This window comes from Pseudomonas sp. XP2 (genome assembly GCF_053557975.1).
Genome location: NZ_JBNRIK010000005.1, coordinates 212,646 through 237,887, shown reverse-complemented (window position 1 = coordinate 237,887; position 25,242 = coordinate 212,646). Strand labels below are relative to the sequence as shown.

The 25,242-nt window shown below is 60.9% G+C and carries 21 protein-coding genes; 16 read left to right on the top strand and 5 right to left on the bottom strand.

All coding sequences use genetic code 11. The annotated features are described in order from the left end of the window. The first annotated feature begins 166 nt into the window (after positions 1–166). The 4 genes from ACK1VC_RS08870 to ACK1VC_RS08855 all read left to right on the top strand — a co-directional run bounded on the left by ACK1VC_RS08870 (position 167) and on the right by ACK1VC_RS08855 (position 8,747). Positions 167–2,722 carry an RHS repeat domain-containing protein gene (locus ACK1VC_RS08870; protein WP_449117944.1) on the top strand — a complete coding sequence of 852 codons (2,556 nt, stop codon included), beginning with the start codon at positions 167–169 and terminating at the stop codon, positions 2,720–2,722. Between the two features lie 239 nt (positions 2,723–2,961). Continuing rightward, complete coding sequence (locus ACK1VC_RS08865) at positions 2,962–4,905, top strand: hypothetical protein (protein WP_156343169.1); 1,944 nt, start codon at positions 2,962–2,964, stop codon at positions 4,903–4,905. A gap of 169 nt (positions 4,906–5,074) precedes the next feature. Next, positions 5,075–7,234 (top strand): autotransporter outer membrane beta-barrel domain-containing protein, encoded by a 2,160-nt coding sequence (locus ACK1VC_RS08860; RefSeq protein ID WP_449117943.1) that lies wholly within the window; start codon positions 5,075–5,077, stop codon positions 7,232–7,234. A 64-nt stretch (positions 7,235–7,298) separates the two neighbouring features. Beyond that, positions 7,299–8,747 (top strand): hypothetical protein, encoded by a 1,449-nt coding sequence (locus ACK1VC_RS08855; RefSeq protein WP_023049044.1) that lies wholly within the window; start codon positions 7,299–7,301, stop codon positions 8,745–8,747. Between the two features lie 9 nt (positions 8,748–8,756). Here the strand turns inward: ACK1VC_RS08855 and ACK1VC_RS08850 are convergent, their stop codons facing one another. From ACK1VC_RS08850 to ACK1VC_RS08840, 3 genes are all read right to left on the bottom strand, one after another. Continuing rightward, on the bottom strand, positions 8,757–9,494 hold the full coding sequence (locus ACK1VC_RS08850) for a fimbrial biogenesis chaperone (protein ID WP_016485466.1): 738 nt from the start codon (positions 9,492–9,494) through the stop codon (positions 8,757–8,759). A 58-nt stretch (positions 9,495–9,552) separates the two neighbouring features. Then, positions 9,553–10,104 (bottom strand): fimbrial protein, encoded by a 552-nt coding sequence (locus ACK1VC_RS08845; protein ID WP_016485467.1) that lies wholly within the window; start codon positions 10,102–10,104, stop codon positions 9,553–9,555. A gap of 169 nt (positions 10,105–10,273) precedes the next feature. Continuing rightward, positions 10,274–10,684: a PA2817 family protein gene (locus ACK1VC_RS08840; protein WP_016485468.1), complete on the bottom strand. Its 411-nt coding sequence runs from the start codon at positions 10,682–10,684 to the stop codon at positions 10,274–10,276. Positions 10,685–10,826: 142 nt separating this feature from the next. Between ACK1VC_RS08840 and ACK1VC_RS08835 the strand changes: the two genes are divergently transcribed. Then, positions 10,827–12,350 (top strand): hypothetical protein, encoded by a 1,524-nt coding sequence (locus ACK1VC_RS08835; protein WP_096425759.1) that lies wholly within the window; start codon positions 10,827–10,829, stop codon positions 12,348–12,350. Positions 12,351–12,401: 51 nt separating this feature from the next. Here the strand turns inward: ACK1VC_RS08835 and ACK1VC_RS08830 are convergent, their stop codons facing one another. Next, positions 12,402–14,849 carry an acyl-CoA dehydrogenase gene (locus tag ACK1VC_RS08830; protein WP_191087403.1) on the bottom strand — a complete coding sequence of 816 codons (2,448 nt, stop codon included), beginning with the start codon at positions 14,847–14,849 and terminating at the stop codon, positions 12,402–12,404. Between the two features lie 266 nt (positions 14,850–15,115). On the opposite strand from ACK1VC_RS08830, the gene ACK1VC_RS08825 reads away from it, so the two are divergent. The 3 genes from ACK1VC_RS08825 (at position 15,116) to ACK1VC_RS08815 (ending at position 17,583) form a co-directional block, all read left to right on the top strand. Then, on the top strand, positions 15,116–15,739 hold the full coding sequence (locus tag ACK1VC_RS08825; protein ID WP_023049045.1) for a glutathione S-transferase: 624 nt from the start codon (positions 15,116–15,118) through the stop codon (positions 15,737–15,739). Between the two features lie 135 nt (positions 15,740–15,874). After that, a complete protein-coding gene (locus ACK1VC_RS08820; RefSeq protein ID WP_016485471.1) occupies positions 15,875–16,807 on the top strand; it encodes an ABC transporter ATP-binding protein in 933 nt (310 codons plus the stop codon). Continuing rightward, positions 16,804–17,583, top strand: a complete 780-nt coding sequence (locus ACK1VC_RS08815; protein ID WP_016485472.1) for an ABC transporter permease — start codon at positions 16,804–16,806, stop codon at positions 17,581–17,583. Before ACK1VC_RS08820 ends, ACK1VC_RS08815 begins: the two co-directional genes overlap by 4 nt. On the opposite strand, the gene ACK1VC_RS08810 is transcribed toward ACK1VC_RS08815, so the two are convergent. After that, a complete protein-coding gene (locus tag ACK1VC_RS08810) occupies positions 17,467–18,093 on the bottom strand; it encodes a DUF2062 domain-containing protein (protein WP_156343168.1) in 627 nt (208 codons plus the stop codon). The two genes, ACK1VC_RS08815 and ACK1VC_RS08810, sit on opposite strands and share 117 nt — an antisense overlap. A gap of 142 nt (positions 18,094–18,235) precedes the next feature. Here ACK1VC_RS08810 and ACK1VC_RS08805 point away from each other — a divergent pair, with 142 nt between their 5' ends. The 8 genes from ACK1VC_RS08805 to murB all read left to right on the top strand — a co-directional run bounded on the left by ACK1VC_RS08805 (position 18,236) and on the right by murB (position 25,192). Beyond that, the gene (locus ACK1VC_RS08805) at positions 18,236–20,449 is read left to right on the top strand and encodes a DNA internalization-related competence protein ComEC/Rec2 (protein ID WP_191087404.1); all 2,214 of its coding nucleotides are present in this window, start codon (positions 18,236–18,238) and stop codon (positions 20,447–20,449) included. Positions 20,450–20,653: 204 nt separating this feature from the next. Beyond that, positions 20,654–21,289, top strand: a complete 636-nt coding sequence (locus ACK1VC_RS08800) for a MotA/TolQ/ExbB proton channel family protein (protein ID WP_016391244.1) — start codon at positions 20,654–20,656, stop codon at positions 21,287–21,289. Further along, positions 21,286–21,720, top strand: a complete 435-nt coding sequence (locus tag ACK1VC_RS08795) for an ExbD/TolR family protein (RefSeq protein WP_449117942.1) — start codon at positions 21,286–21,288, stop codon at positions 21,718–21,720. Before ACK1VC_RS08800 ends, ACK1VC_RS08795 begins: the two co-directional genes overlap by 4 nt. Then, positions 21,720–22,721: a tetraacyldisaccharide 4'-kinase gene (gene lpxK, locus ACK1VC_RS08790; protein WP_016485477.1), complete on the top strand. Its 1,002-nt coding sequence runs from the start codon at positions 21,720–21,722 to the stop codon at positions 22,719–22,721. The genes ACK1VC_RS08795 and lpxK overlap by 1 nt, the downstream gene beginning before the upstream one ends. A gap of 44 nt (positions 22,722–22,765) precedes the next feature. Further along, on the top strand, positions 22,766–22,951 hold the full coding sequence (locus tag ACK1VC_RS08785) for a Trm112 family protein (protein WP_003247142.1): 186 nt from the start codon (positions 22,766–22,768) through the stop codon (positions 22,949–22,951). Continuing rightward, positions 22,948–23,712 carry a 3-deoxy-manno-octulosonate cytidylyltransferase gene (gene kdsB / locus ACK1VC_RS08780; RefSeq protein WP_023048425.1) on the top strand — a complete coding sequence of 255 codons (765 nt, stop codon included), beginning with the start codon at positions 22,948–22,950 and terminating at the stop codon, positions 23,710–23,712. Before ACK1VC_RS08785 ends, kdsB begins: the two co-directional genes overlap by 4 nt. Beyond that, positions 23,712–24,176, top strand: coding sequence for a low molecular weight protein-tyrosine-phosphatase (locus tag ACK1VC_RS08775; RefSeq protein WP_023048424.1), 465 nt, complete (start codon positions 23,712–23,714; stop codon positions 24,174–24,176). The genes kdsB and ACK1VC_RS08775 overlap by 1 nt, the downstream gene beginning before the upstream one ends. Beyond that, positions 24,173–25,192: a UDP-N-acetylmuramate dehydrogenase gene (gene murB, locus ACK1VC_RS08770; RefSeq protein ID WP_016485479.1), complete on the top strand. Its 1,020-nt coding sequence runs from the start codon at positions 24,173–24,175 to the stop codon at positions 25,190–25,192. The genes ACK1VC_RS08775 and murB overlap by 4 nt, the downstream gene beginning before the upstream one ends. Positions 25,193–25,242 lie beyond the last annotated feature (50 nt).

Genomic DNA, 25,242 nt, shown 5'->3' with positions numbered 1-25,242 from the left:
GGAGTCCCAGGCCGCAGCACCGGTCTATCAAGGCGATGCGATCGACGAGCTCGCCACCCTGGCCGGCACGATCCACGCCCGGCACACTTACTACCCGCACACCGGCGAAGGCAGCGATTGCCCGGCCGACCCGCAGCTGTTCACCCGTAGCCGCAAGACCAGCACCGTGCACCCGGCCACCACCGGCGAAGGCCAGGCGCAGACCCTGCGCACCCGTTTCCGTTACCAGCACCTGCCAGCGCTGGGCGGCTCAGAGGTGGGCAAGGGCTGGCTCGAGGCCCATGAGGAAGACCTGATGCAGGTCATTGGGGAGCAGGAGCAGGGGCTGCAGTACACCGTCCGTCACTACGAGAACGCGCCTGCAACTGCACTGCAGCACGGCCGCATGACCCGGCAGGTGCAGACGCTCAATGGCTACGATACGAAAGTTGAGCACCGGTTCGCCAAACGCGCCGAGTTGGGTGATGAGGTGCTGGAGGAGGTGCGCACCTTCACCGGTTTCGACCATGGCCAAGCGCTTGATGATGGCACTATTCGCCACGCCCAGAAGGTATCTACCCTGCACCATTCTGTGTTCATCAACCAGCCCATGCTGAACTACGACGATAATGATGTGCAAATCGCTTACGCTTACGATGCCTTACGGCGTGTGATCAAGGAAACGGTCTCGCCAAATGACGAAGACTTGAAAGCCGAGCGCGAATACACCTATACCTTGGTCAGCGGGGCGGGCGGGCAGGCCGATCAAACCGCCAAGGATGTCAAGGGGGTGATTACCCGCACCCTGGTCGATGGGCTCAATCGGGTGGTCGCGCAGTCACGCCAGGACGCCGACAATGTTGACGTCAACAAGCGCGCCGGCTGGCGGCCGCGCTATGCTGCCCAATACGACGCGCTGGGCAATTTGGTTGGCGAAACCGATTTCGACTGGATGGACTACCCGGAGCAGCAACCCTGCGAGTTGGCGTTGCCGCGGCAGATGCTGTTCGATGGCTGGGGCCGGCAGTATTGCGAAATCGCAGCGGACAGGGTGCGTCACTTTGATCGCTACGATCCGATTGGCATCTCTGGCTCGCCAGGGCCCAGCCGAACGCAGTGGCGCGAGTCCGCTGATGGCACGCAGCGCAGCGCCAGAACCGTCACCTGGCTTACCCTGTTCGATGAGCCAGCGCGTGTCGAGCGGTTTGATGCCGACGCCAAGTCGTACAGCATCAACCTGACGTTCCATGATGGTTTGCAGCGCAAAGCGCGTGAAGTCAATGCTCGCAGTGAAACTCAGCGCTTTGTCTACGATGTATTCGATCGTCTGATGGATGAAACCCTCGCTGATGACAGCGTGGTGCACCGCGACTACGCCGAGCATAGCCGAGAGGATCTGCCTGTCCAGATCAGTGTCAACGGCATGGTGTTGGGCGAGCAGCGTTTCGATGGCCTGGACCGCATGGTCAAATCGATCACGGGTGGGCGGGTGCGCGAATTCGGTTTCAAGCCGGGCGAGATGAAACCCAGCACGGTCTTGACCCCAAGCAATCAACTGATCGAGTACCGCTATCAGCCTGAGCTCAGTGACGAACCGCAGTTGCGGCAGATCGTCGAGAAGGGGATCAAGGCCGACTACGAGTTCGACAACAAGAACGCGCGTCTGAAGCGCTGCGAGGAACTGGGGCTGGTACTGTCGCGTGAGTATTTCAGCCACGGGGAGGTCAAGAGCGAGACCCGGGAGTATGAGGGTGAAACCCATGTCATGCACTACCAGACCAGTTTGCTGGGGCGCCAGCTGGCTTACACCGACGTAGTCGGCGGGCAGCAGTCCTATGCCTACGACCGCTACGGCAGGCTGGACAAAACGACATTGGGCACGATGACGGCGAACTTCGAATACGATGGCCTTGGGCGGCTGTTCAAGACCCGGACCACGGAAGGTAGCCAATACCTTGAAACACGACTGGCATTTGACGAATTCGACAGAGAAGTGAAGCGTGAATTCGACACGGGCGCTACGCTGCAATCGCTGACCCAAGGTTACGATGCGGAAGATGCGATCGTGTGGAAGACACTGGGTGAAGGTGAAATCCTTGAAGTGTTACGCCATGAAACCTACGTATACGACATCCGTGGCCGGTTGCGCATCTATAATTGCGAGGGCCGCCTTTCTCCCGAGGACCCGTATGGCAATATCATACGGGAGCAGGTGTTCCGGTTTGATGAACTGGACAACATTACCCGGGTCAGTACGACCTATCCCGAAGGTAATAACCTGGCCAGGTACTACTTCGAGGAAGACGACCCGGCGCAACTGAGCCGCATCGAAAACAGCCATGCAGATTACCCGACCCATATTAAGCTGGAATATGACTGCGATGGCAATCTTACCTGCGACGATGCCGGGCGCAAGTTGACGTACGATGGGCTCGGGCGGCTGATCAGTGTGGAAGCCCCCCAATTGTTCGGCGAGGCGTTCGACCAACAGGGCAACCGTGTCTGGGACCAGGGTAATCGGCGATTCACGGCTGACGAGCAAGGCAATGTGATCAGGGTGGATGTGCCATCTGTAACACGCCCAATCAGTGGCGTTAGGCGCAGACAAGGGGCTGGAGGGAAGCTGTTGTCAGCCTGGCGTGAGGAAAGCGGCAGGCTCTTGTGGTGTGACACCGTACAGCGCGCTGAAACTGCAGAGTATGGGTATGATGCGTTGGACAGATTGACCAGTCAGGCATATTAATCAGACCCTTTCAAATAGTTAGAAGCCCGCCGTAACAGGCGGGTTTTTTTATGGTGCCTCGCGCAAGTTCGAGGGAGCCAGTAACCGGCAGTCCATGAATAAAATTTCTTAGGGTATGGCGCATTGTCAACTGATAAAAGTGCCAGTTGCGTGAGGGCAGTGCAGATACGAGTATGGACGAAAAGGGAGGTGGATTGTTCTGCGCCTCAATACAGCGTAAACCTTGTGCGAGGTTACACATGAACAGTGCCAAGAATTCAGGTTTCGTGCGCCACATGCGCAACGCCGGTGCACAACCCCTGGCAACGTTGGACGCCATGACGATCAAGGACGAACTGCTGGCGGTTCCAAAGGATAATACTGTGCTTGTGAAGTACCTCAGGGAGGAAGCATCGCGACTGATTATCACGATTGAAAATCCTTGGCAGATGCCGGGCCATCCTACTTTTCACGATACGCTGACGATTTTGCATGTGCAAACCGGTACAGAAATCACGACCGCAGAGTTTTTTCGGGGAGACGAAGGAAAATTCCCCTTTGATTGCGAAGTGCCAAAGGAATTGATTGCTAAGTGGGGGGAGGGTATAAATACCTTCACTTATGAAGTTGCGCATTACCATGGGGAGCATAGTGACTCGCTAGACCTTGAACTTATTTTCGACCGTGTGCCACCCTACAATCAGACTGCACCTACAAAAATCCCGGCTATCCCTGCAGTCACGGATGCCAACAAAGGCGGCGTCAAACTCGAACTGCCCGAATATGTTGACTACCAGCCTGGTGACCGGGTTGCCTACTGGTGGGAAGCATCGATTCCTGAAGACCCGTGGGGTGTTGACCCGGTCGGTATCGTGGAAGTTGGTGCACTACCGGCACAACTGCCTGTTTCAGCCGACGTGATCGAGAGGGTGGGGGATGGCGGTGTAATGGCTGTCTACGTCTTGCTGGACAAGGCAGGCAACAACAGCCACCTGTCAGATATCACCCACATCGGCGTCGCCCTAGGGGCGCTGCCCGCAAACCTCAAGGACCCGATCGTACCGCAGGCGGCGGATGGGGGAATCTACCAGCAGGATGCCTTTGACGGGGTTATTGTGCAGGTCCCCAAGTTTGACAACTGGAAACCCACCGACCAGGTGCGGGTTATTTGGGGCGAGCAGGCCCCTTCGGAGTGGCGGCCGGTCACTGACTCGCCGGTGTTCCCACTAGCGTTCTCCATCCATGCTGACACCTTGCTTGCGGACTACGGCGCAGACGGTACAGGGGATAAATCAACTTCCGTGGCCTATGAGGTTCGTCGCGGCACTGTGCTGCAAGGTTCGAAAAACATCGTTGTGAATGTCAACCTGGAGCAAATTGGCCCTGGTAACCCTAAGTGGCCGGATCCGTTGAATCCGGGGCTGGAGAAAGTCACGATCAACGGGGAATCGGGTGGGGAGAACCACTTGGTAGATCCTGGGGACTATGAACAGCCGGCAACGCTCACACTTCTAGTCAATGCCGCGCTCAAGCAGGGTGATGTGCTGACCTTTTATTGGGGCGATGCCTATATAGAAGGTATAGATCATGAAGTTCAGGATGGCGAACCCGGAACTGAAATAACCAAAACAGTCCCGTGGGACGTTATCAAGGCGCGAGGCGACGACACCGTGCTCGTTTATTACAGAGTGCAACGCCCAGGAAACCCGAACCCGATTCGCTCGGAAGAGACCCATGTGCTGGTAGAGGCTGTGGGTATTCATCCTGTTGCACCTGATTTCCTCGGGCTTAGCGAATTGGGTTGGTTGGACTGTAGATCGATTTACGTAGGTGAAGATGACGTGGAACCGGCAGTCCGTGTGAAAGTGCCAGACCTGGCCGAGCATGGTTTGAAGGACGAGGACCACGTATTTATGCACTGGTCCGCAGTGCATGATTATACTGGCGAAGATCCTGTGGCGGGCGCTGCGTTGGATGAAGAGTTAACTTGGGGGCAGATCAAAGCACAAGGTTATATCTGGAAAGTACCATTCGAAACATACGTGAAGCAAATTTATGACCCGGAGAATAATAGGCCCGATGGTCGTGCGCGAGCGAATTATTCGTTTGTTTTGAATGAAAAAACTTACGAGTCCCCCGTTCAGGAGACGATTGCTACCATGCATAACGGCCTAACAACCTGCGACTTGAGACCTAAACCGTAGGTGGAGTGGGGTGCGTAGAAAAGTCACGGATGAAGCCAAAATGAAAATCAGAATTTTCCTACAGTTATTTCGGAACTGGACTTGTAATCTCGGGAATTCGTAGCGTCAGAACAGTTCATTTATACGAAGTATTAACGGGGTAAAATCCATGATTCCTGGACATGCAAGAATGCATCCGCTCGCCCACGCCTTACTATTGGCCTCGGCATTTTCAATGTCACAAGTCAGCCACGCGGTTACGATTGTCGATGATCAGTTGAACATTGGCCAAGATACGCCTCTTGACAGCTACCGCGTCAACCGGGGGGCGGAACTGGTTGCCGAAGGTGCCACAACCGAAAGGATCGATGTGCGTGCCGGTACGCTTCGGATGACCGACAGCACTGTCACGGGTAATGGCACTGATGCCGTTTCGTTGGTCAATGGGAATGCCATCATCTCTGGCAATTCGAAGGTTGTCAGCGACCGCGTCGGTTTGCGTTTGCAGCGTAGCGATCTCGAGGGGTCCACAGCGACAGTGGTCAACAGCCATGTGGAGGGGGGGCAAGGCGGTGCGCTGCTGTCGGCGAATTCTACCTTGAACCTGGAGGGCAGCACCTTGGTCGGAGATGGCGCATCCAGTGCCGCCACGTTGTTTGGCAACGCCGCGCTAAATGCCCAAGGCAGCACCTTGACGGGGGCAGGCAGTGGCTTGGAGATAATCAGTGACAGTGCATTCACGGAACCCGCCAAGGTCACCCTGGTGGGCAGCACAGTGGAGGGCAAGGATGGCTCGGCGATTGTCGTCGGCGACTATCCTGGCAGGCCAGCGAAGGCCGCTGTCCAGGTAGGGCCCGGTTCGAGTCTGGTGGGCAGCAATGGCATCCTGCTGGAGGTGCTGGGCAACTCGGCAGCGACGATGGCTGTCGAGGGCAGTGCGTTGGTCGGCGATGTGAAGGTGGAAGCGGGCTCCAGTGCGAGCATCAGCCTCGACAAAGACGCAAGCCTGACCGGGCGCCTGGAAAACGTCGAGTCATTGTCCGTGGCCAACCGGGCGCGCTGGAATATGGTCGAAGACAGCACCGTTGGCAGCCTGGCCCTGAATGCAGGCTCGGTACGTTTTGGCGAAGCCGATCAGTACCAGCGCCTGACGGTTGGGGAGTTGAGTGGCAATGGCACCTTCATCATGGATGCCGATTTCAGCACCGGGCAAACTGACTTTCTTGAAGTGACCGGCTCTGCCACGGGTGCTCACAGCCTGCTGGTTGGCAGCAGCGGCGCGGATCCGCTGGAGGCAAGCCAGCTTCACCTGGTTCATGCTGGCAGTGGTGATGCACAGTTTTCGCTCCTCAACGGCTCGGTCGACCTTGGCGCGTTCTCCTATGAACTGGCGCAGCGGGGTAACGACTGGTTCCTGGATGGTTCGAGGAAGATCATCAGCCCGGGCACGGCGTCGGTGCTGGCCTTGTTCAACACCGCCCCTACTGTCTGGTATGGCGAACTCACCACGCTGCGTAGCCGTATGGGTGAATTGCGCCAGGATGAAGGCAAGGCGGGTGGCTGGGTCCGGGCATACGGCAACAAATTCAATGTATCGACCACAGCCGGCAGCGGCTATCAACAGGTCCAGCAAGGGTTCTCCATCGGTGCCGATGCCCCGCTGCCGGTGGGTGATGGGCAGTGGCTGGTCGGGGTCATGGCGGGCCATAGCAGTTCGGACCTGAACCTTGATCGCGGGGCTTCGGCCGACGTGAAAAGCTATTACCTGGGGCTTTACAGCACGTGGCTGGATGCCGCGAGCGGGTATTACTTCGACGGTGTCGTCAAACTCAACCGGTTTGACAACTCCTCCGAGGTGACCCTCAGTGATGGCAAGCGTACCAAGGGTGATTACGACAACCTCGGGCTGGGCGTGTCTGCCGAGTTCGGCCGCCATGTCGAACTGGGCAATGGCTATTTCGTCGAGCCCTACACCCAATGGTCGGCCGTCAGTATCGAAGGCAAGGATTACCAGCTGGATAACGGCCTGCGGGCAAATAGCGACGATACCCGCTCGCTGCTGGGCAAAGTCGGCGCTACCGTGGGCCGTACCTACGACCTTGGCCAAGGGCGCTTCGCTCAGCCATACGTGCGCCTGGCATACGCTCATGAGTTCGTCAACAGTAACGACGTCAAAGTCAATGACAACCGTTTCGACAACGACCTGTCCGGCTCACGTGGTGAACTGGGGGCGGGGCTGGCGATATCACTTAACGAGCGGCTGCAACTGCATGCCGATTTCGACTACAGCAATGGTGAACACATTGAACAGCCCTGGGGGGCGAATGTCGGGGTGCGCTACAGCTGGTGAGGCATTAGTACAGGGTAGGCATTGGGCCTACCCTTTTTTTTCGCCATTGAGCCAGGAGACCGCTATGGATAATGCAGACATCGTTCGAGTGAGGGTCGCCAATGCCCTGCCGGCGCCCACCGCCCCCGCTGCTCTGCCGAACATCCCGGGGGGTGTACCGAACCTGATGCCCATCAAGGCATTGGCCGACCCTGTGCGTCTCGAGTTCACGTTGTGGCAGCATTCCAGGCCGACGCCGACGGAACCCGAGTCGGTCGAAATTTTCTGTGAGGGTGTCAAGGTAGGCGACAGGAGATGGACTCAGCCATTACCAGAAAGTGAACGTTTCGTGGAAATCACGCCCGACTGCTTCAGCGAAGGCACGTTGCAGTTTCACTATGTGGGGCATGTCTATAACGCCAGCGAACTGCGTTCAGATGACCTCACACTGACAGTCGACAAGACCCCGCCGGTGCTGGGCGCCAACAATGGGCGTTTGCAGTTTCCCGAACTGGGTGACAGCGACCTGACGGAAGATTTCCTGCTCACCCACGGTAATCGTCTGCTGGCCCTGATGCCTGACTACCAGGGCGCAGCGCCGGGGGATGTCATCATCTATTACTGGGACAGCGAACCGTTTGAAAACAACGAGGTCGACCGTTGGGTGCTCACCCGCGAGGACCTTGCAAAACCTTTGGAGTTTGCCTACACAGGCGACGTGATCGTTGATCGAGGGGATGGGATGCGTTATGCGCAGTACCTCATCGAGGATCGCGCTGGTAATGCCAGCCAGGTCGCGACGCCATCGGTCCTGGAGGTCGCTGCGCAGCCGGCGCCGCGTGTACTGCCGGCTTTGGAAGTGCCGTTGTTGGGCCAGTCGGCCGAGCTGGAGCTGAGAAAGCTCAACGCCGCGCTTGATGTGAGCATTCCGCAGGCTGCGGTCATAAAACCGGGTGAGGCATTCGAGTTGCTCTGGGGCGACGAGGAGTGCTTCGGCGCCTGGCGTGAGGAAGGCGTCCCAGGAAAGAACGATTACGCCGTTCCGTTGCGTAATGTGGTGGCCATGGCCAGCAAGCAAGCACAGTTGTACTACCGGGTGCTGGTGGGTGACGAGCCACTGCCTTCAGATACACGCAGTGTCAAAGTGACCCCTACTCCAACGGCCAATATGCCTACGCCACAGCTCGGCGGACGCTCAGGAGGCAACCTGGACGTAGGAGGGTTGACCTCGGATCCTTTGGTCACGCTGGGAACGTGGTTGCACATCAGCGTCGATCAACGGGTATCGCTCCAGGCAGAGGGATTATCCCGCAACGGCCAGGTACTCCACCCTATTCTGGTCAATTACAAGTTGTCTGAAACCGATGTGGCCGAAGGTATCGGTAGCGGCGTGCCAGTGCCTATTCCGCTGTCATACCTCCGCCAGTTGGTTCCCGGCTCACAGCTGGAGGTCACCGCCAAGCTCAGCTACGACAATGGTACAACCTGGCCACTACTGCCCAACTTTGGCAGGCTCTGGATGAACATACTATGAATGGCCGCGTTACTGGACCGCGACGGGCAGAGGCACCGTGATGGCTGGCGTGATCCCGCCGTAATCATTGTACGCATTGAGCGTCAATGAAAGGTCGTCCGACTCCGTGGTGCTGGCAAGCGTGTAGGTTTGGCGCCCGAACGGCGCTACCATTTCGCGCCCTTTGAGCGGTTCTGTCTTGCCCTTGCCCTTGACTTCGAGCATGCCGAACGTGAAGTGGAACGGCGAGGGGTTGTCGACCACCAGGCGCAGTTGGCCCTCGAGGCGCTGCACTGACCACTTCAGGTCTTTGAGGTGGGTTTGCGGGTTGCCTTTGAGCTGGCTCGGCCGGTAAAACAGCTTGATCCGGGTGCGCAAGGCGATGTTGAGGGTATTACGCTCATTGGCCTCGGCCTGGGGGATTTCTTGCAGGTTGAAGAAAAACAGCGACTCGCGATCTTGCGGCAGGTCATTGGGCAGGCGGTTGATCTGTACCGACTGCTCATCGCCCGGTTGTATGCGGAACAGGGCGGGAGAGGCGATCAACGGCACGGCCGTGGTGGTGTCGTCCGTTTCGGTGTTGACCCACGCTTGCGCCGCGTAGGTTTTCGTACTGGGATTGCCGACTGTGACGGAGCTACTGTTCTTGTCGCTTTCGTGGATGATGCGGCTGTTGCTGAGTGTTAGAGCTGCGTGAGCGCTGTTCAGGCAGCCGAGCAACGCGAACAGACAGGCGGCAGAGCGCAGCCGGGGAGAAGTGAATGACATTGTGTAAGCCTGGCGGTTGAGAGCAAGGACCGGGTGCTGGCGCACCCGGCGTGCTGCGTTATGGAAGGTTAACGACGAAATTCACGTTGGCGAGCGCAGACCCTTCCTTGACCGGTGTGCTGATGGCCTCGTAATGGGCGGAGAACAGCATGAGCGTGGGAGCAAGTTCGTCCAGCAGGTACCTCGCCGAGGTTTCTCCCGGGGCGAGGCGGGTATCGGTCTTGTCGCGGATCGAGATGGCGAGATCCGGGGTCGAGGTACCGCCAGCCACGAGCGGGAACAGGTCGCTTGCTGGGCCAACAGGGCTGCCTACGGCATTAAAAGTGACATCCACTTCCGTGCCGCTAGGGATACTGCACTCACTGTTGGGTGTGATCTTGAGGGCAAACTGACGAGGCTCGGTCTTATCGCCGACGTTTTTGAAGTGGCTTGTGTATGGATGGCCCAGTTCAACGCGGGCAGGGACGCCGGAGTCGGGGTCAACCACCTCGATGGGGCATGGGCCCCCATCGGTCACTGCGCCATAGAAATTGATAGTGCCTGTTGCCGGTGCTGCCATGGCGGCAGTGCTGGCGAACGCCAGTGCCAGAGGGATGATGGCTATCTTCATTGATGTGCTTCCTACGCTGTTGGTTGGCGTGCGCCAAACGCACGGCACTTTCTGTATTTATCCAGTGCGCCGTACAGGGTAGGGATGGTGATTGCTTGGGGCTGTAGGTCGAGTCATGCAAACCGATGGGCATTTTCGACAGACCCCTACCACTAGCAGGGGCCCCCGGTCATTGGTTCTGGCTGTTACCTGACAGGCTAAGCAGTTGCTTGTGCTGGTGCCAGTCGAAAGGTTCGCCGCGTTCACCGGCTTCGTAGCGCAGTTCCTCAAGTTGTTGATACAGCGCGAGTTCCTCGTCGGGCATGTAGTGCAGGCAGTCGCCACCGAAGAACCACAACAGGTCGCGTGGCACCAAGTGGGCAATTTGAGGGTAGCGCTGGACTACCTGGCAGAGCAGGTCTTGGCCCAGATACTGGCTTTCCAGCGGGTCTTGCGGCAGCAGGGTGAGCATTTCGTCGAAGCGTTCGAGGAACAGGCCGTGGCTCTCCTGCGGTACCTGCTCGGCTTCACCCAGTGCCACCAGGATAGTGCGCAGGTGGTTCAGCAGTTGCAGGTGGTATTCCAGATGTGGGTTGGCCATAAGGCGGTCCTCGGGGTGTAAAAAACGAGGTTGAAGTATACGCGTGACCGACGAGCAGGGGCACGTACTGATAGTTTTGCCAGTTGTAGGGCTCAGCGAGGCGGGTCTAGTGTTCGCTTACACCTGACCTGGGAGAGCGAGCATGGCGATGGATAACGAACACAACCAATCGTCCTCTGAACTGAATGGGTGGGACGGGCTGATCATGGTCAGCGTAAACCAACTGAACACTGCGTTGGCTAAAGCACACGAGCAAACTGATTCTCAGCCCTTGATGCTTGAAACGATCATTACCCCTGGCCAGACCTGGTTCAGGTCCTACGGCGTAGTGGGGGCTCCTTTGCTTGCTGTGGGTAGCACTGCGGGTTCAGCGGCTTCTGCATCGTTGTCCCGTGTGCTCTCGGAAGCTGTCGAATTGATCATGAGCAAGAATTCGGGTGTGCCCGTCAGAAGCGTCATGCAGGTCAGTAAACCCAGCCGTGACGCGCTATTGCGGGCGGATTTCCTCCTGGCTGAACGTGAGGGCACCTATCGGCCGGACGGGCTAGTGGTGCTTAGCGACGTGCCTGCTGCTGATTACCACCTGATTCGAGATGGCCAGGACGATACGCTTATGGCTGCCAGATATGCGCAGGCGCTGCGTAGTATCAATGATTCCCTCATGAGTTTGGGTAGGCAACAGTACAACTCGCCACTGTTTGCCAATGCTTCGTTCAAACTCACCGTCGTCAAGCCAATTATTTATAGTGAAGAGCTCGTACTGTATTTTTCGTTTTCGCAAGCAATACGCGACACGTTGCGATCTGCTGTACCAACGACTCCAGTTCATCGGGTCGAACACGATAAAAACCACTCATTCATGGTCCAGGTGCGCATGGCCACGAAGCGCGTTCCCGGGGACGCAGAAAGCGAGTGGCTACTGAACCTGCCTTATATCATCTATCCCTATCAGACGCTCAGGGCAGGGCAGTGGCAGCCCATTTCAGAAGAGATCTACCAGATGATCTTCTTGCCAAGGCTGTCTTTACCGGATGCGATCACAGTACGTGCTGAACCGCTGGATGTAATAAAGGACATCAATCCGATCATCACGGTGGTTCAGCGCGGATCGGTGCGTTACCCCATGCAGGTGGCAATGACTCACCCCGCAGGCGTCTCTTTGATAGGAGACGTCCGCGGTACTTTGCAGCGCGAGGCTGGGGTATGGTTCTATAAATCGCCACCCGTCCTGCCAGCATCGAGTGTGACGCCTGACGACGACAGTAAAACCGTACCCTTGGCCGTCTTGAAGGCAGGCGATCTGGTCCCGGTAAATATTGACATCGCACAAATTGATGGCGGTGGGGCGTCAGCTTCCGCAGCTTTTCTTATCTTCAACATGACACCCACTCATTTCTTACGCCTGGGGAAGGTCCAGGGGAAGCTGCAGCTGTCACTGTGTTTCATCAACAAAAACGATGTCGAGGAGGTTGTCGACTCCGCAGATATTGAGTGGACAGTGTTGGCGGGCAACGGCTCGGTTTCTCAAGAGGGCCTGTACACCCCTGGTACGGATTTGCGTGGCTGTTCGGCTATTTTGGCCGTCGAGTCGGATAACCGTAGATGGTACTGGGCGGTCGCCGTGTTGCCGCCGCTAGCTGTCGATCAGTTGGTGGATCTGCAATGAGCCACACCAATGCGCGCCCCCGGCGTTGCCGGGAGCGCGTGCAGTGTGCAGTCAGCGCACTTGGCCTTTGGTTGGTAGCAGCGTTTGTGGGTCGAAGGCATCCACATCGATCACCAGTCTTCGCGCGGCTTCCAACGCTTGCAGCCGCTGGCACTCGCTCTGCTGAAGGATGCCCGCCTCAACTGCCGCGTCGATTGACGATTGCCCATGTCGAGGCTTCACTTTGCCGTCCTTCAGCGCCTGATGCAGTTCCTTGCGCGCGGGCGCTGTTTCATCCAGCAAATCGCTTGCCCGTTGCAGCTGCGCCACCGGGTCGCCTTTGGCCTGCGGCCTGAAGCAGCCCGCCAGCAGCTCTTCCAGCGCCGGATCGCCCTTGCTGCGCCCTATCAGCGCCGCAATCTCGGCATCCAGTTCGTCGCTTGGCCCGGTGTGGCGGCGGCCGAAGGGGAAAACCAGCAGGCGTAGTGCGCAGCCAACGAAACGGTTAGGAAAATTGTCGAGCAGCTGATCAAGAGCTTTTTCCGCCTGGCCCAGGCTTTCTTCCATGGCCCAGCGCAGCAAGGGTTGCATATGCTCGGGTGAGCCCAGGTCGTGATAGCGCTTGAGCGCGGCGCTGGACAGGTACAGGTAGCTGAGCACATCGCCCAGGCGCGCGCTAAGGCGTTCGCGGCGCTTGAGCGCACCGCCCAGCAGCATCATCGACAGGTCAGCCAGCAGGGCGAAGGCGGCGGCCTGACGGTTGAGGGCACGGAAGTAACCTTGGCTCAAGGCATCCCCAGGTACTGGCTCGAAGTGCCCAAGGCCCAGGTTGAACACCAGCGTGCTGGCGGCATTGCCGGCTGCGAACATGATGTGTTTCATCAGCAGGTCGTCGAACTCTATCAGTGCCTGCTCCCGGTCTTCGCGCCCGGCCAAGGCCATTTCCTTCAGCACGAATGGATGGCAGCGGATGGCACCCTGGCCGAAGATCATCAGGTTGCGCGAGAGAATGTTCGCGCCCTCGACCGTGATGAAGATCGGCGCCCCTTGCCAGTTGCGACCCAGGTAATTGTTGGGGCCCATGATGATGCCTTTGCCGCCGTGCACGTCCATGGCGTGCTGAATGCATTCGCGCCCACGTTCGGTAAGGTGGTACTTGAGGATTGCCGACAGCACCGAAGGCTTCTCGCCCAGGTCCACGGCCTTGGCGGTCAGCAGGCGAGCGCTGTCCATCAACCAGGCGTTGCCGCCAATGCGTGCCAGCGATTCCTGGATGCCCTCGAAGGCCGCCAGCGGCACGTTGAACTGCTCGCGTATGTTCGCGTACTGGCCAGTGACCAGGCTGGTGTACTTGGCCGCACCAGTGCCGACCGCTGGTAGGGAAATGGAGCGCCCTACCGACAGGCAGTTCATCAGCATCATCCAGCCCTTGCCGAGCATGGCTTGGCCGCCTATCAGCATGTCCAGCGGCACGAACACGTCCTTGCCGCTGTTGGGGCCGTTCATGAAGGCCGCGCCCAGCGGCAGGTGGCGTTTGCCGATCTCGACACCGGGGGTGTCGGTGGGGATCAGGGCCAGGCTGATACCCAGTTCCTCCTGCTCGCCCAGCAAGTGGTCCGGGTCGTAGGCCTTGAATGCCAGGCCCAGCAAAGTCGCGACCGGGCCCAGGGTGATGTAGCGCTTTTCCCAGTTCAGGCGCAGGCCCAGCACTTCTTCGCCGCGCCACTGGCCCTTGCAGATGATGCCGGTGTCGGGCATGGCGCCCGCGTCGGACCCGGCCAGGGGGCCGGTGAGTGCGAAGCAGGGGATCTCATCGCCGCGGGCTAGGCGTGGCAGGTAGTGGTTGCGTTGTTCATCGGTGCCGTAATGCAGCAGCAGTTCGGCCGGGCCGAGGGAGTTGGGCACCATGACCGTGGAGGCCAGGTCGCCACTGCGTGTGGCCAGTTTCATCGCAACCTGCGAGTGCGCGTAGGCAGAGAAGCCCTTGCCACCGTATTCCTTGGGAATGATCAGGGCGAAGAAGCCGTTCTCCTTGATGTGCTGCCAGGCTTCGGGCGGCAGGTCCAGGTCCTGGCCGATCTGCCAGTCGCTGACCATGGCGCACAGTGCTTCCGTAGGCCCATCGATGAACGCCTGCTCTTCTTCGGTCAGCTTTGGTGCCGGGTAGGCCAGCAGGGTGCGCCAGTCTGGGCGGCCGCTGAACAGTTCACCGTCCCACCAGACCGTGCCAGCATCGATGGCTTCGCGCTCGGTTTGCGACATGGGTGGCAGGGTGCGCTGGAACCAGCGGAACACCGGAGCGGTAAACACTTTGCGCCGCCACTCCGGCAGTGCCACCAAAGCGATCTTCAGGGCCAGCACCACCCAGATCAGGGCCAGTAGCCAGCCAGGGGCACTGCTGAAAATGCCCATCAGCAGCACATAGGCCGCCATGATGCCGAGAATCTGCAAGGGCGCCAGGCGCCGGTGCGTGAGGTACGCCGCGCCGATCACCAGCACTACCAACCACAACAGCAACATAATCGGTCCTCCTTGGAACCAAGGGCTTGAGCCGTCCCAGACAGCTTAGACGCAATGCTGTGAACGGCAGCTTCAGAACAGTGACAGGGTGTGGCGGTGGGAGTTTCAGTTCATTTGTTCGTGAGTGCCGGCCTCTTTGCAGGCATACCCGCTCTCATTGAACAACGTATTGATTGTGGGAGCGGGCTTGCCCCGCGAAGAGGCCGGTACAGGCGGCGAAGGTCTGGAGTAGACTGCACGATCTCCGCATTCATAAGGACGTCGCCATGCTGAAGATCTGGGGCCGCAAGAATTCGAGCAATGTGCGCAAGGCGCTGTGGATCGCCCACGAGTTGGGCCTGGATTTCGAGTCCATCGACGCCGGCGGCGCTTTCGGTGTGGTCAACGAACCGCATTACCGCGCCCTCAACCCCAACGGCCTGGTGCCCATGCTCGAAGATGGCGACCTGGTGCTGTGGGAATCCAATACCATCGTCCGCTACTTGTGCGCCGAATACGGCGCGGAGCAGGGCTGGTACCTGGACGACCCGCGCCAGCGCGCCCTGGCCGACAAGTGGATGGACTGGACAACCTCGTCACTCGCCACCCCGTTCCGCCCGCTGTTCTGGGGCCTGCTGCGCACGCCTGAAGACCAGCGCGACTGGGTGGCGATCAACGCCGCGCACAAGCAATGTGCCCAGTTGCTGGCCATTGCTGACGAAACCCTGGCCAAACAACCTTACCTGTCCGGTGACCAGATCGGCATGGGCGACATCCCACTGGGTAGCTTTGTCTATGCCTGGTTTGAAATGCCCATCGAGCGTCCGGCCATGCGCCACCTCGAAGCCTGGTATCAACGTCTGAAACAGCGCCCGGCCTACCAGGCGGCAGTGATGACTGCACTGACCTGAACCTGCTTCGATAGTCATTATCAATAGATGTGACTGTACTTGTGCGGCATGGCCTTGCACCATGGCCGCACTCACTGCGCCAGTGACTTCGCCTGGCGTGTCCTGAACCATTCTTTATTCGGTACGTGACCCGCTATGAGTTCTGCCCTGTCCATCCGACAGCTGACCAAGACCTACGGTAATGGCTTCCAGGCCCTCAAGGGCATCGACCTGGATGTTGCCGAAGGTGACTTCTTCGCCTTGCTTGGCCCCAACGGCGCCGGCAAATCCACCACCATCGGCATCCTCTCGACCTTGGTCAACAAGACCAGCGGTACGGTCAACGTGTTCGGCCATGACCTGGACCGTGAGCCGGCGGCGCTCAAGCGCTGCCTGGGTGTGGTGCCGCAGGAATTCAACTTCAACCAGTTCGAGAAAACCTTCGACATCGTCGTGACCCAGGCCGGCTACTACGGCATCCCGCCGAAGCTGGCCAAGGAACGCGCCGAGCAGTACCTGACCCAGCTCGGCCTGTGGGACAAACGCGATGTGCAGTCGCGCTCGTTGTCGGGCGGGATGAAGCGCCGGTTGATGATTGCCCGTGCACTGATCCACGAGCCGCGCCTGCTGATCCTCGACGAGCCGACCGCCGGGGTAGACATCGAGTTGCGCCGCTCGATGTGGAGCTTTCTCACCGAGCTCAACCAGAAGGGCATCACCATCATCCTGACTACCCACTACCTGGAAGAAGCCGAGCAGCTGTGCCGTAACATCGGCATCATCGACCACGGCACCATCGTCGAGAACACCAGCATGCGCAAGCTGCTGGGCAAGCTGCATGTCGAGACCTTCGTCCTCGACCTCAGGCAGGACCTGGCCCAGGCGCCGGCCCTGCAGGGCTACCCATGCCGCCTGCTGACGCCGCACACCCTTGAAGTGCAGGTGGACAAGGACATTGGCATTACCGCGCTGTTCGGCCAGCTGGCGCTGCAGAACATCGAGGTGCAGAGCCTGCGCAACAAGACCAACCGACTTGAGGAGCTGTTTGTGTCCCTGGTGGAAAAAAACCTGTCGAAGGTGGCCGTATGAGTGTGGAACTGCGCACCAACTGGGTCGCCCTGAACACCATCGTCTACCGCGAGGTGCGGCGCTTCTTGCGCATCTGGCCGCAAACCTTGCTGCCGCCTGCCATCACCATGGTCCTGTACTTCGTCATCTTCGGTAACCTGATCGGCCGGCAGATCGGCGATATGGGTGGCTTCACCTACATGCAGTACATCGTGCCGGGGCTGATCATGATGTCGGTGATTACCAACTCTTACGGCAACGTGGTGTCGAGCTTCTTCGGCAGCAAGTTCCAGCGCTCGATCGAAGAGCTGATGGTGTCGCCGGTGTCGCCGCACACCATTCTCGTCGGCTATGTGCTGGGGGGCGTGCTGCGCGGCCTGGCGGTCGGTGTGATCGTGACCATCCTGTCGATGTTCTTTACCGACCTGCAGGTGCACCACCTGGGCGTGACCGTGGTCGTGGTGCTGCTGACGGCCACCATCTTCTCGCTGCTGGGGTTCGTCAACGCCGTGTTTGCACGCAACTTCGACGATATCTCGATCATTCCGACCTTTGTGCTGACGCCGCTGACCTACCTGGGCGGGGTGTTCTACTCGATCAACCTGTTACCGCCATTCTGGCAGACCGTGTCGCTGGCCAACCCGGTGCTGCACATGGTCAACTCGTTCCGCTACGGCATCCTAGGGGTGTCGGATATCAGCATTGGCACGGCGATCACCTTCATGCTGGTCGCCACCGCTGTGCTCTACGCGTTGTGCATCCGGCTGCTGGTCAGCGGCCGCGGCATGCGTGCATGAGCAACGGAGCTTGCGCCGGCGCCACTGCCGGCCAATCCACCAGCGCCAGTACAGCAGGGTGGTGAAGTAGGCGACGATGCCCAGCACCACCCCGCACACCACCGAACCCAGCAGGAACGGCTGCCACACGGTGGCAAGCTGGTCGGTGATCCACTCGAAGGTCAATTCGTCGGGCAAGGTGCGCGGCGGCACCTGCATCAGCCAGGCGCCGGTCATGTAGGTGACGAAGAACACCGGCGGCATGGTCAGCGGGTTGGTCAGCCACACCAGGCTGACGGCGATCGGCAGGTTGCCGCGTACCGGGATTGCCAGCGCCGCCGCCAGCAGCATCTGCATGGGGATGGGAATCAGCGCCGCGAACAGGCCCACCCCCATGGCCCGCGCCACCGAGTGGCGGTTCAGGTGCCAGAGGTTGGGGTCGTGCAGCAGCTTGCCGAAAAAGCGTAAGGACTTGTGTTCCCGAATGCTGGTCGGGTCCGGCATGTAGCGTTTGAAAAGTCGGCGCGGCATGTAGGCTCCCGGAGCGTTGACCCGGGCAGTATGCCTTTAATCCTGCTCGGCCTCGTTTAGAGTTTGTGACAATTGTTGAGCAAGCGTTGCCGGCAATTGAGCTATGCCTCAGGGGGTGATTTACCTTCTGGAGCTCTACCTCATGCGCACAGGGATGTTTGCGCTCGCGCTCGGGCTGTTGTGTCCGGGCTTTTTCCCCGCATTGCCATCGGTCGGATGGTTGATAACGCTGGCTGCCTGCGCGGCCGTCAGCGTGTTTACCCGCGTTTGGCCATTGGGCTGTTTTGTGCTGGGGCTGTGTTGGGCGTGCTGGTCTGCCCAGCAGGCCCTTGACGATCGCCTGGCTGCCGGCCTGGACGGCCGCACCTTGTGGCTGGAGGGGCGGGTGGTCGGCCTGCCAGCGCGAACTGCGCAGGGCGTGCGCTTCGAGCTGGAGGCGGCACGCTCGCGGCGGGCCGAACTGCCGCAACGGCTGCAACTGAGCTGGTTCGATGGGCCGCCGCTGCGGGCGGGCGAGCAGTGGCGGCTGGCGGTGACCTTGCAGCGCCCGGCCGGGCTGCTCAACCCACATGGGCCCGACCGGGAGGCGCAACTGCTGGCGCGGCGGGTGGGCGCCACCGGTACGGTAAAAGCCGGGCAGCTGCTGGCGCCGGTGAGCGGTGGTTGGCGCGATGCGCTGCGTCAGCGCTTGCTGGTGGTCCAAGCCAATGGCCGGCAGGCCGCATTGGTGGCACTGGTGCTGGGTGACGGCGCTGGCCTGGCCCGGGAGGACTGGCAGACGTTGCAGGCCACCGGTACGGTGCACTTGCTGGTTATTTCTGGCCAGCACATCGGCCTCGTGGCCGGTCTGCTGTACGGCCTGGTGGCCGGGCTGGCGCGTTGGGGGCTGTGGCCCGCCCGGTTGCCGTGGCTGCCCTGTGCCTGTGCCCTGGCCATGGCGGCGGCGTTGGCCTACGGCTGGCTGGCCGGTGCGGGTGTACCGGTGCAGCGTGCCTGCCTGATGCTGGCGGTAGTGCTGTTGTGGCGCCTGCGTTTTCGCCACCTCGGCGCAATGCTGCCGCTATTGCTGGCGCTGCTCGCGGTGCTGCTGGTCGAACCCTTGGCGGCGCTGCTGCCTGGGTTCTGGCTGTCGTTTGCCGCAGTGGCCACGCTCATCTACTGCTTCAGCGGCCGTTTGGGCGGTTGGCGGCCCTGGCAGGCCTGGACGCGCGCGGAATGGGTGATCGCCATCGGCTTGCTGCCGGTGTTGCTGGCCACAGGTTTACCGGTGAGTCTGAGTGCGCCGCTGGCCAATCTTGTCGCGGTGCCATGGGTTAGCCTGGCGGTGTTGCCGTTGGCGTTGCTGGGGGCGTTGCTGCTGCCGCTGGGTGGGGTAGGGGAAGCGTTGCTGTGGCTGGCGGGTGGCCTGCTGGATGGGCTGTTCCGGCTGTTGGCGTTGGTGGCGCATCAGCGCCCGGCGTGGCTGGCCCCGGCCTTGCCGTTGTGGGCCTGGCTGCTGGTATTGCTGGGTGCGCTGCTGGTGCTGCTGCCTCGTGGCGTGCCTTTGCGCGGGTTGGGTGGGGTCATGTTGTTGGCGCTGTGGGTGCCCAGGGAGCCGGTGCCGCTCGGCCAGGTCGAGGTCTGGCAGCTAGACGTTGGCCAAGGGCTGGCGGTGCTGTTGCGTACCCGGCATTACAACCTGCTGTACGACGCCGGGCCGGCCAGAGGGGAGACCGACCTGGGCGAGCGGGTGGTGCTCCCGACCTTGAGCAAGCTGGGGGTGGGCAGCCTGGACTTGATGGTCATCAGCCATGCGCATGCCGACCATGCGGGCGGTGCTGCGGCCATACAGCGTGGGCTGCCGGTCAGGCGGCTGATCGGTGGGGAAGCGCTGGATGATGTGCCGTTGCAGCCTTGTGCCAGTGGCGAACAATGGAACTGGGATGGCGTGCGCTTTTCGCTGTGGCGCTGGGCGGACGGGCAGAGTAGCAATGACCGTTCCTGTGTCTTGCTGGTAGAGGCGCAGGGCGAGCGCTTGCTGCTGGCGGGGGATATGGAAGCTGCGGCCGAACGGGCCTGGCTGGCGGACACAGAAATGCCGCGTATCGACTGGTTGCAGGCACCGCATCATGGCAGCCGCAGTTCGTCCACCGAGGCGTTCATCCGGGCTAGTGCGCCGCGCGGGGTATTGATTTCGCGAGGGCGTAACAACAGCTTCGGGCACCCGCATGTGCAGGTGATGGAGCGTTATCAGCGGCATGGTCTGGCGGTGCATGACACGGCGGTGGAGGGGGCGTTGCGGTTGGTGTTGGGGCGGCATGGGGAGGTTGAGGGGATGAGGGGGCAGCGGCGGTTTTGGCGGGTTCGAGCTGAGTGAGGGGGAGGCAGGCAGGTGCATGCCATGGTATTTTCAGCGCCTGTGAGATCGAGCGCCGCCCGCGCGGCGCTCGATCTCACAGGCACCACACTTGTAACGGAGTACGCTTCCCAGCCCGGCACGCCAATTCCCTGACCTTCGGCAGATGAGCCCTCGGGCGGTCCTATGGTAGAGTGGCGGCCTTTTTGCGAAGGGGCGTTTACTGTGTGGGAATTGGTCAAGTCCGGTGGTTGGATGATGCTGCCGATCATTCTGAGTTCCATCGCTGCCATGGCTATCGTCGTCGAGCGCCTGTGGACCCTGCGCGCCAGTCGCGTCACCCCGCCGCACCTGCTCGGTCAGGTATGGATGTGGATCAAGGACAAGCAACTGACCAGTGACAAGCTCAAGGCCTTGCGCGCCGATTCGCCATTGGGCGAAATCCTTGCTGCTGGCCTGGCCAACTCGCGTCATGGCCGCGAAATCATGAAAGAGTGCATCGAGGAAGCCGCCTCGCGCGTCATTCACGAACTGGAGCGCTACATCAGCACGCTCGGCACCATCGCCGCCATGGCGCCGCTGCTGGGCCTGCTGGGCACCGTGCTGGGCATGATCGACATCTTCAGCGCCTTCATGGGCTCGCAAATGACCGCCAATGCGGCCGTGCTGGCCGGTGGTATCTCCAAGGCCCTGGTCACCACTGCGGCCGGCCTCATGGTCGGCATCCCGGCAGTGTTCTTCCACCGCTTCCTGCTGCGCCGCATCGATGAGCTGGTGGTGGGCATGGAACAGGAGGCGATCAAGCTGGTGGAAGTGATCCAGGGCGACCGTGAAGTGGAAGTGGCCGGAGGCAAGGCGTGAAGTTCCGGCGCAATCGTCAGCGGGAGAACGTCGACATCAACCTGGCGTCGTTGATCGATGTAGTGTTCGTCCTGCTGCTGTTCTTCGTGGTCACCACTACCTTTACCCGCGAGACACAACTGCGTGTCGAGCTGCCCGAAGCTGCCAGCGCCGAGAAGGCGCCAGCCGACCAGGACAAGCTGGTGGAAATCACCATCAGCGCCGAAGGCGTGTATTCGGTGAACAACTACCTGCTGCCCAAGAGCGACCTGGCCACCTTGAGCGAGGCCATCGAGCGTGAGTCGGGCGGTGACAACACGCTCCCGCTGGCCATCAGCGCCGACGGCAAGACCCCGCACCAGGCTGTGGTCACCGCAATGGATGCCGCCGGCAAGCTCGGTTTCAGCCAGTTGCGCATGACCACCGTCGAGGCGGCACAGGGCACGCCTTGATGCCTTTCGCCGACGGTTTGCTCGCCGCCTGGTACGCCGGGCACCCCGCCCTGGCGCTATTACGCCCGCTGGAGGCGTTGTACCGCCGCGTGGTCACCCGCAAGCGGGCACGTTTTCTCAGTGGCGAAAGTGCCAGTTACCGGGCGCCAGTGCCGGTCATCGTGGTGGGCAACATCACCGTGGGCGGCACCGGCAAGACGCCGATGATCCTCTGGCTGATCGAACACTGCCGCCAACAGGGGCTGAAGGTGGGTGTGGTCAGCCGTGGGTATGGTGCCAAGCCACCACAGCTGCCTTGGCGGGTGCAGGCCGACCAGCCGGCCGAACAGGCGGGCGACGAACCGCTGCTGATCGTGCAGCGCACCGGCGTGCCGCTGATGATCGACCCTGACCGTTCCCGCGCCGTGCAGGCGTTGCTGGCCAGCGAACCGCTCGACCTGATCCTGTGCGACGACGGCATGCAGCACTATCGCCTGGCCCGCGACCTGGAGCTGGTGCTGATCGATGCCGCCCGCGGCCTGGGCAATGGCCGCTGCCTGCCTGCCGGCCCGTTGCGCGAGCCCGTCGAGCGCCTGCAAGGCGCCGACGCGGTGCTGTTCAATGGTGCCAGTGCCGACCGCGCCGATGGTTTTGGCTTCTGCCTGCAACCGTCCGCACTGGTCAACGTGCGCAGCGGCGAACGTCGTACCCTCGACCATTTCCCACCAGGCCAGCGCCTGCACGCGGTGGCCGGTATTGGCAATCCGCAACGTTTCTTCAATACCCTGTTGGGGCTAAACTGGCAGCCGGTGCCGCATCCCTTCGCCGACCATGCACAGTTCAGCGCCCGGAGCCTGGCTTTCAGCCCGCCGCTGCCGCTGGTGATGACCGAGAAGGATGCGGTGAAATGCCGAGCCTTCGCCGCTGACGACTGGTGGTACCTGGCCGTCGAGGCCCAGCCCACGCCAGCGTTCAGCACCTGGTTCGACAACCAGCTGCAGCGGCTGCTGCGCAAGCCCTGAGCCCGTTTTCAATTTCCGGCCACCTGGCCTAAAGGAAGCCTCCAATGGACACTAAACTGCTCGACATCCTGGCCTGCCCGATCACCAAGGGCCCGCTCAAGCTCAGTGCCGACAAGACCGAGCTGATCAGCAAGGGCGCCGGCCTGGCCTACCCGATCCGCGACGGCATTCCGGTCATGCTGGAAAGCGAGGCGCGCACCCTGACCGACGACGAGCGTCTGGACAAATGAGCCTGGACTTCACCGTGGTGATTCCCGCCCGGTTGCGTTCCACACGGCTCCCAGGCAAGCCGCTGCTGCCGATTGCCGGCAAGCCGATGGTGCAACACGTGTGGGAGCAGGCACGCAAAAGTGCCGCGAGCCGTGTGGTTATCGCCACCGATGACGCCAGTATCTTCGAGGCCTGCCAGGCGTTCGGCGCCGAAGTGCTGATGACCCGCGCAGACCACGAATCGGGCACCGACCGCCTGGCCGAAGTGGCTGTGCACCTGGGCTTGCCGGCTGATGCCATCGTGGTCAACGTGCAGGGCGACGAGCCGCTGATCCCGCCGGTGATCATCGACCAGGTGGCGGCCAATCTGGCTGCGCATCCAGAGGCCGGCATCGCTACTCTGGCCGAGCCGATCCATGAGCCGGAAACCGTGTTCAACCCCAATGCAGTCAAGGTGGCGAGCGACAAGAACGGACTGGCCCTGACTTTCAGCCGTGCGCCGCTGCCGTGGGCCCGCGATGGCTTTGCCAGCGACCGCAATGTGCTGCCCGAAGGCGTGCCGTATCGCCGCCACATCGGCATGTACGCCTACCGCGTCGGCTTTCTGCAGGACTTTGTCGGTTGGGGCCCATGCTGGCTTGAACAGACCGAAGCGCTGGAGCAACTGCGTGCCTTGTGGCACGGCGTGCGCATTCACGTCGAGGACGCCATCGAGGCGCCAGCCGTAGGCGTTGATACCCCTGAAGACCTGGAGCGCGTACGGCGCTTGCTGGAGGCTTGATGCGCGTTTTGTTCGTGTGCCTTGGCAACATCTGCCGCTCGCCCACCGCCGAAGGCGTGCTGCGCCATCAATTGCAGGCCGCCGGGCTTGCCGACCGGGTGCACGTGGCCTCTGCCGGCACCGGCGACTGGCATGTTGGCAAGGCGCCAGACAGCCGCACCTGCAAGGCAGCGCTGGCACGTGGTTACGACCTCTCAGCGCAGCGTGCCCAGCAGGTCAAGGCAGCGCATTTTGCCGAGTACGACCTGGTGCTGGCCATGGACGAGAGCAACCTGCGCGACCTGCGCGCCTTGCGCCCGCCCACTGCAGCGGGCGAACTCGACCTGTTCCTGCGCCGCTATGGCTCAGTGCTGGATGAAGTACCTGACCCTTACTACGGTGGCGCCGATGGCTTCGAGCAGGTGCTCGACCTGGTCGAGGCGGCGTGCCAGGCACTGGTGCTGGAAATCAAGGGCCGCCTATGACAGTGCAGTGGCAGGAGCAGGTTTCGCTCAAACCCTTTAACACCTTCGGCATCGACGTGAAGGCGCGTTTTTTCAGCCAGGCCCAGGATGATCAGCAGGTGCGACAGGCGCTGTGCCAGGCGCAGCAGCGAGGTCTGCCGGTGCTGGTGATCGGCGGCGGCAGCAACCTGCTGCTGACCCGCGATGTCGATGCACTGGTGCTGCACATGGCCAGCCGTGGCTGCCGCGTGCTCAGTGACGATGGCGAACACATCGTGGTCGAGGCCGAGGCCGGTGAGCCGTGGCACCCGTTCGTGCAGTGGACACTGGCGCAGGGCTATTGCGGGCTGGAAAACCTCAGCCTGATCCCCGGTACGGTGGGCGCCGCGCCGATGCAGAACGTGGGCGCCTACGGGGTGGAGATCAAGGACGTGTTTGCCGGCCTGACGGCCCTGGACCGTGAGACTGGCGAACTGCATGACTTTGGTTTGGCAGAATGTGCCTTCGGTTATCGCGACAGCCTGTTCAAGCGCAACCCCGGGCGCTGGTTGATCCTGCGCGTGCGTTTTGCCTTGAGCCGCACCCTGCAGGCCCACCTGGACTATGGTCCGGTGCGTCAGCGCCTTGCGGAGCAGGGTGTAGCCGAACCGACCGCGCAGGCGATCAGTAATGCCATTTGCAGCATTCGCCGCGAAAAGCTGCCAGACCCGGTGGAGCTCGGCAATGCCGGGAGTTTTTTCAAGAACCCGGTGGTGTCTGCGGAGCAAGTCGAGCGTATTCGTGCGAAACACCCGGCAGTGGTGGCTTATCCCCAGGCCGATGGTCAGGCGAAGCTGGCGGCGGGCTGGCTGATCGAGCAGGCGGGGTGGAAGGGCCATCGTGATGGCGATGCGGGCGTGCATCGCTTGCAGTCGCTGGTGCTGGTGAACTACGGCCAGGCGAGCGGGGCGCAGATGCATGCGCTGGCGCGGCAGATCCAGGCGGATATCCTGGAGCGGTTCGGGGTGGAGCTGGAGATGGAGCCTAACCTTTACTGAGGCGGTGCAGATGCCGCTCCTACAAATGCGGCAGCCAGCATTGACATTAA

Bases quoted from the DNA above. Each gene is read 5' to 3' on its own strand.
- ACK1VC_RS08865 (WP_156343169.1), top strand. From the start codon at position 2,962: ATGAACAGTGCCAAGAATTCAGGTTTCGTGCGCCACATGCGCAACGCC.
- ACK1VC_RS08860 (WP_449117943.1), top strand. From the start codon at position 5,075: ATGCATCCGCTCGCCCACGCCTTACTATTGGCCTCGGCATTTTCAATG.
- ACK1VC_RS08855 (WP_023049044.1), top strand. From the start codon at position 7,299: ATGGATAATGCAGACATCGTTCGAGTGAGGGTCGCCAATGCCCTGCCG.
- ACK1VC_RS08850 (WP_016485466.1), bottom strand. From the start codon at position 9,494: ATGTCATTCACTTCTCCCCGGCTGCGCTCTGCCGCCTGTCTGTTCGCG.
- ACK1VC_RS08845 (WP_016485467.1), bottom strand. From the start codon at position 10,104: ATGAAGATAGCCATCATCCCTCTGGCACTGGCGTTCGCCAGCACTGCC.
- ACK1VC_RS08840 (WP_016485468.1), bottom strand. From the start codon at position 10,684: ATGGCCAACCCACATCTGGAATACCACCTGCAACTGCTGAACCACCTG.
- ACK1VC_RS08835 (WP_096425759.1), top strand. From the start codon at position 10,827: ATGGCGATGGATAACGAACACAACCAATCGTCCTCTGAACTGAATGGG.
- ACK1VC_RS08830 (WP_191087403.1), bottom strand. From the start codon at position 14,849: ATGTTGCTGTTGTGGTTGGTAGTGCTGGTGATCGGCGCGGCGTACCTC.
- ACK1VC_RS08825 (WP_023049045.1), top strand. From the start codon at position 15,116: ATGCTGAAGATCTGGGGCCGCAAGAATTCGAGCAATGTGCGCAAGGCG.
- ACK1VC_RS08820 (WP_016485471.1), top strand. From the start codon at position 15,875: ATGAGTTCTGCCCTGTCCATCCGACAGCTGACCAAGACCTACGGTAAT.
- ACK1VC_RS08815 (WP_016485472.1), top strand. From the start codon at position 16,804: ATGAGTGTGGAACTGCGCACCAACTGGGTCGCCCTGAACACCATCGTC.
- ACK1VC_RS08810 (WP_156343168.1), bottom strand. From the start codon at position 18,093: ATGCCGCGCCGACTTTTCAAACGCTACATGCCGGACCCGACCAGCATT.
- ACK1VC_RS08805 (WP_191087404.1), top strand. From the start codon at position 18,236: ATGCGCACAGGGATGTTTGCGCTCGCGCTCGGGCTGTTGTGTCCGGGC.
- lpxK (WP_016485477.1), top strand. From the start codon at position 21,720: ATGCCTTTCGCCGACGGTTTGCTCGCCGCCTGGTACGCCGGGCACCCC.
- ACK1VC_RS08785 (WP_003247142.1), top strand. From the start codon at position 22,766: ATGGACACTAAACTGCTCGACATCCTGGCCTGCCCGATCACCAAGGGC.
- kdsB (WP_023048425.1), top strand. From the start codon at position 22,948: ATGAGCCTGGACTTCACCGTGGTGATTCCCGCCCGGTTGCGTTCCACA.
- ACK1VC_RS08775 (WP_023048424.1), top strand. From the start codon at position 23,712: ATGCGCGTTTTGTTCGTGTGCCTTGGCAACATCTGCCGCTCGCCCACC.
- murB (WP_016485479.1), top strand. From the start codon at position 24,173: ATGACAGTGCAGTGGCAGGAGCAGGTTTCGCTCAAACCCTTTAACACC.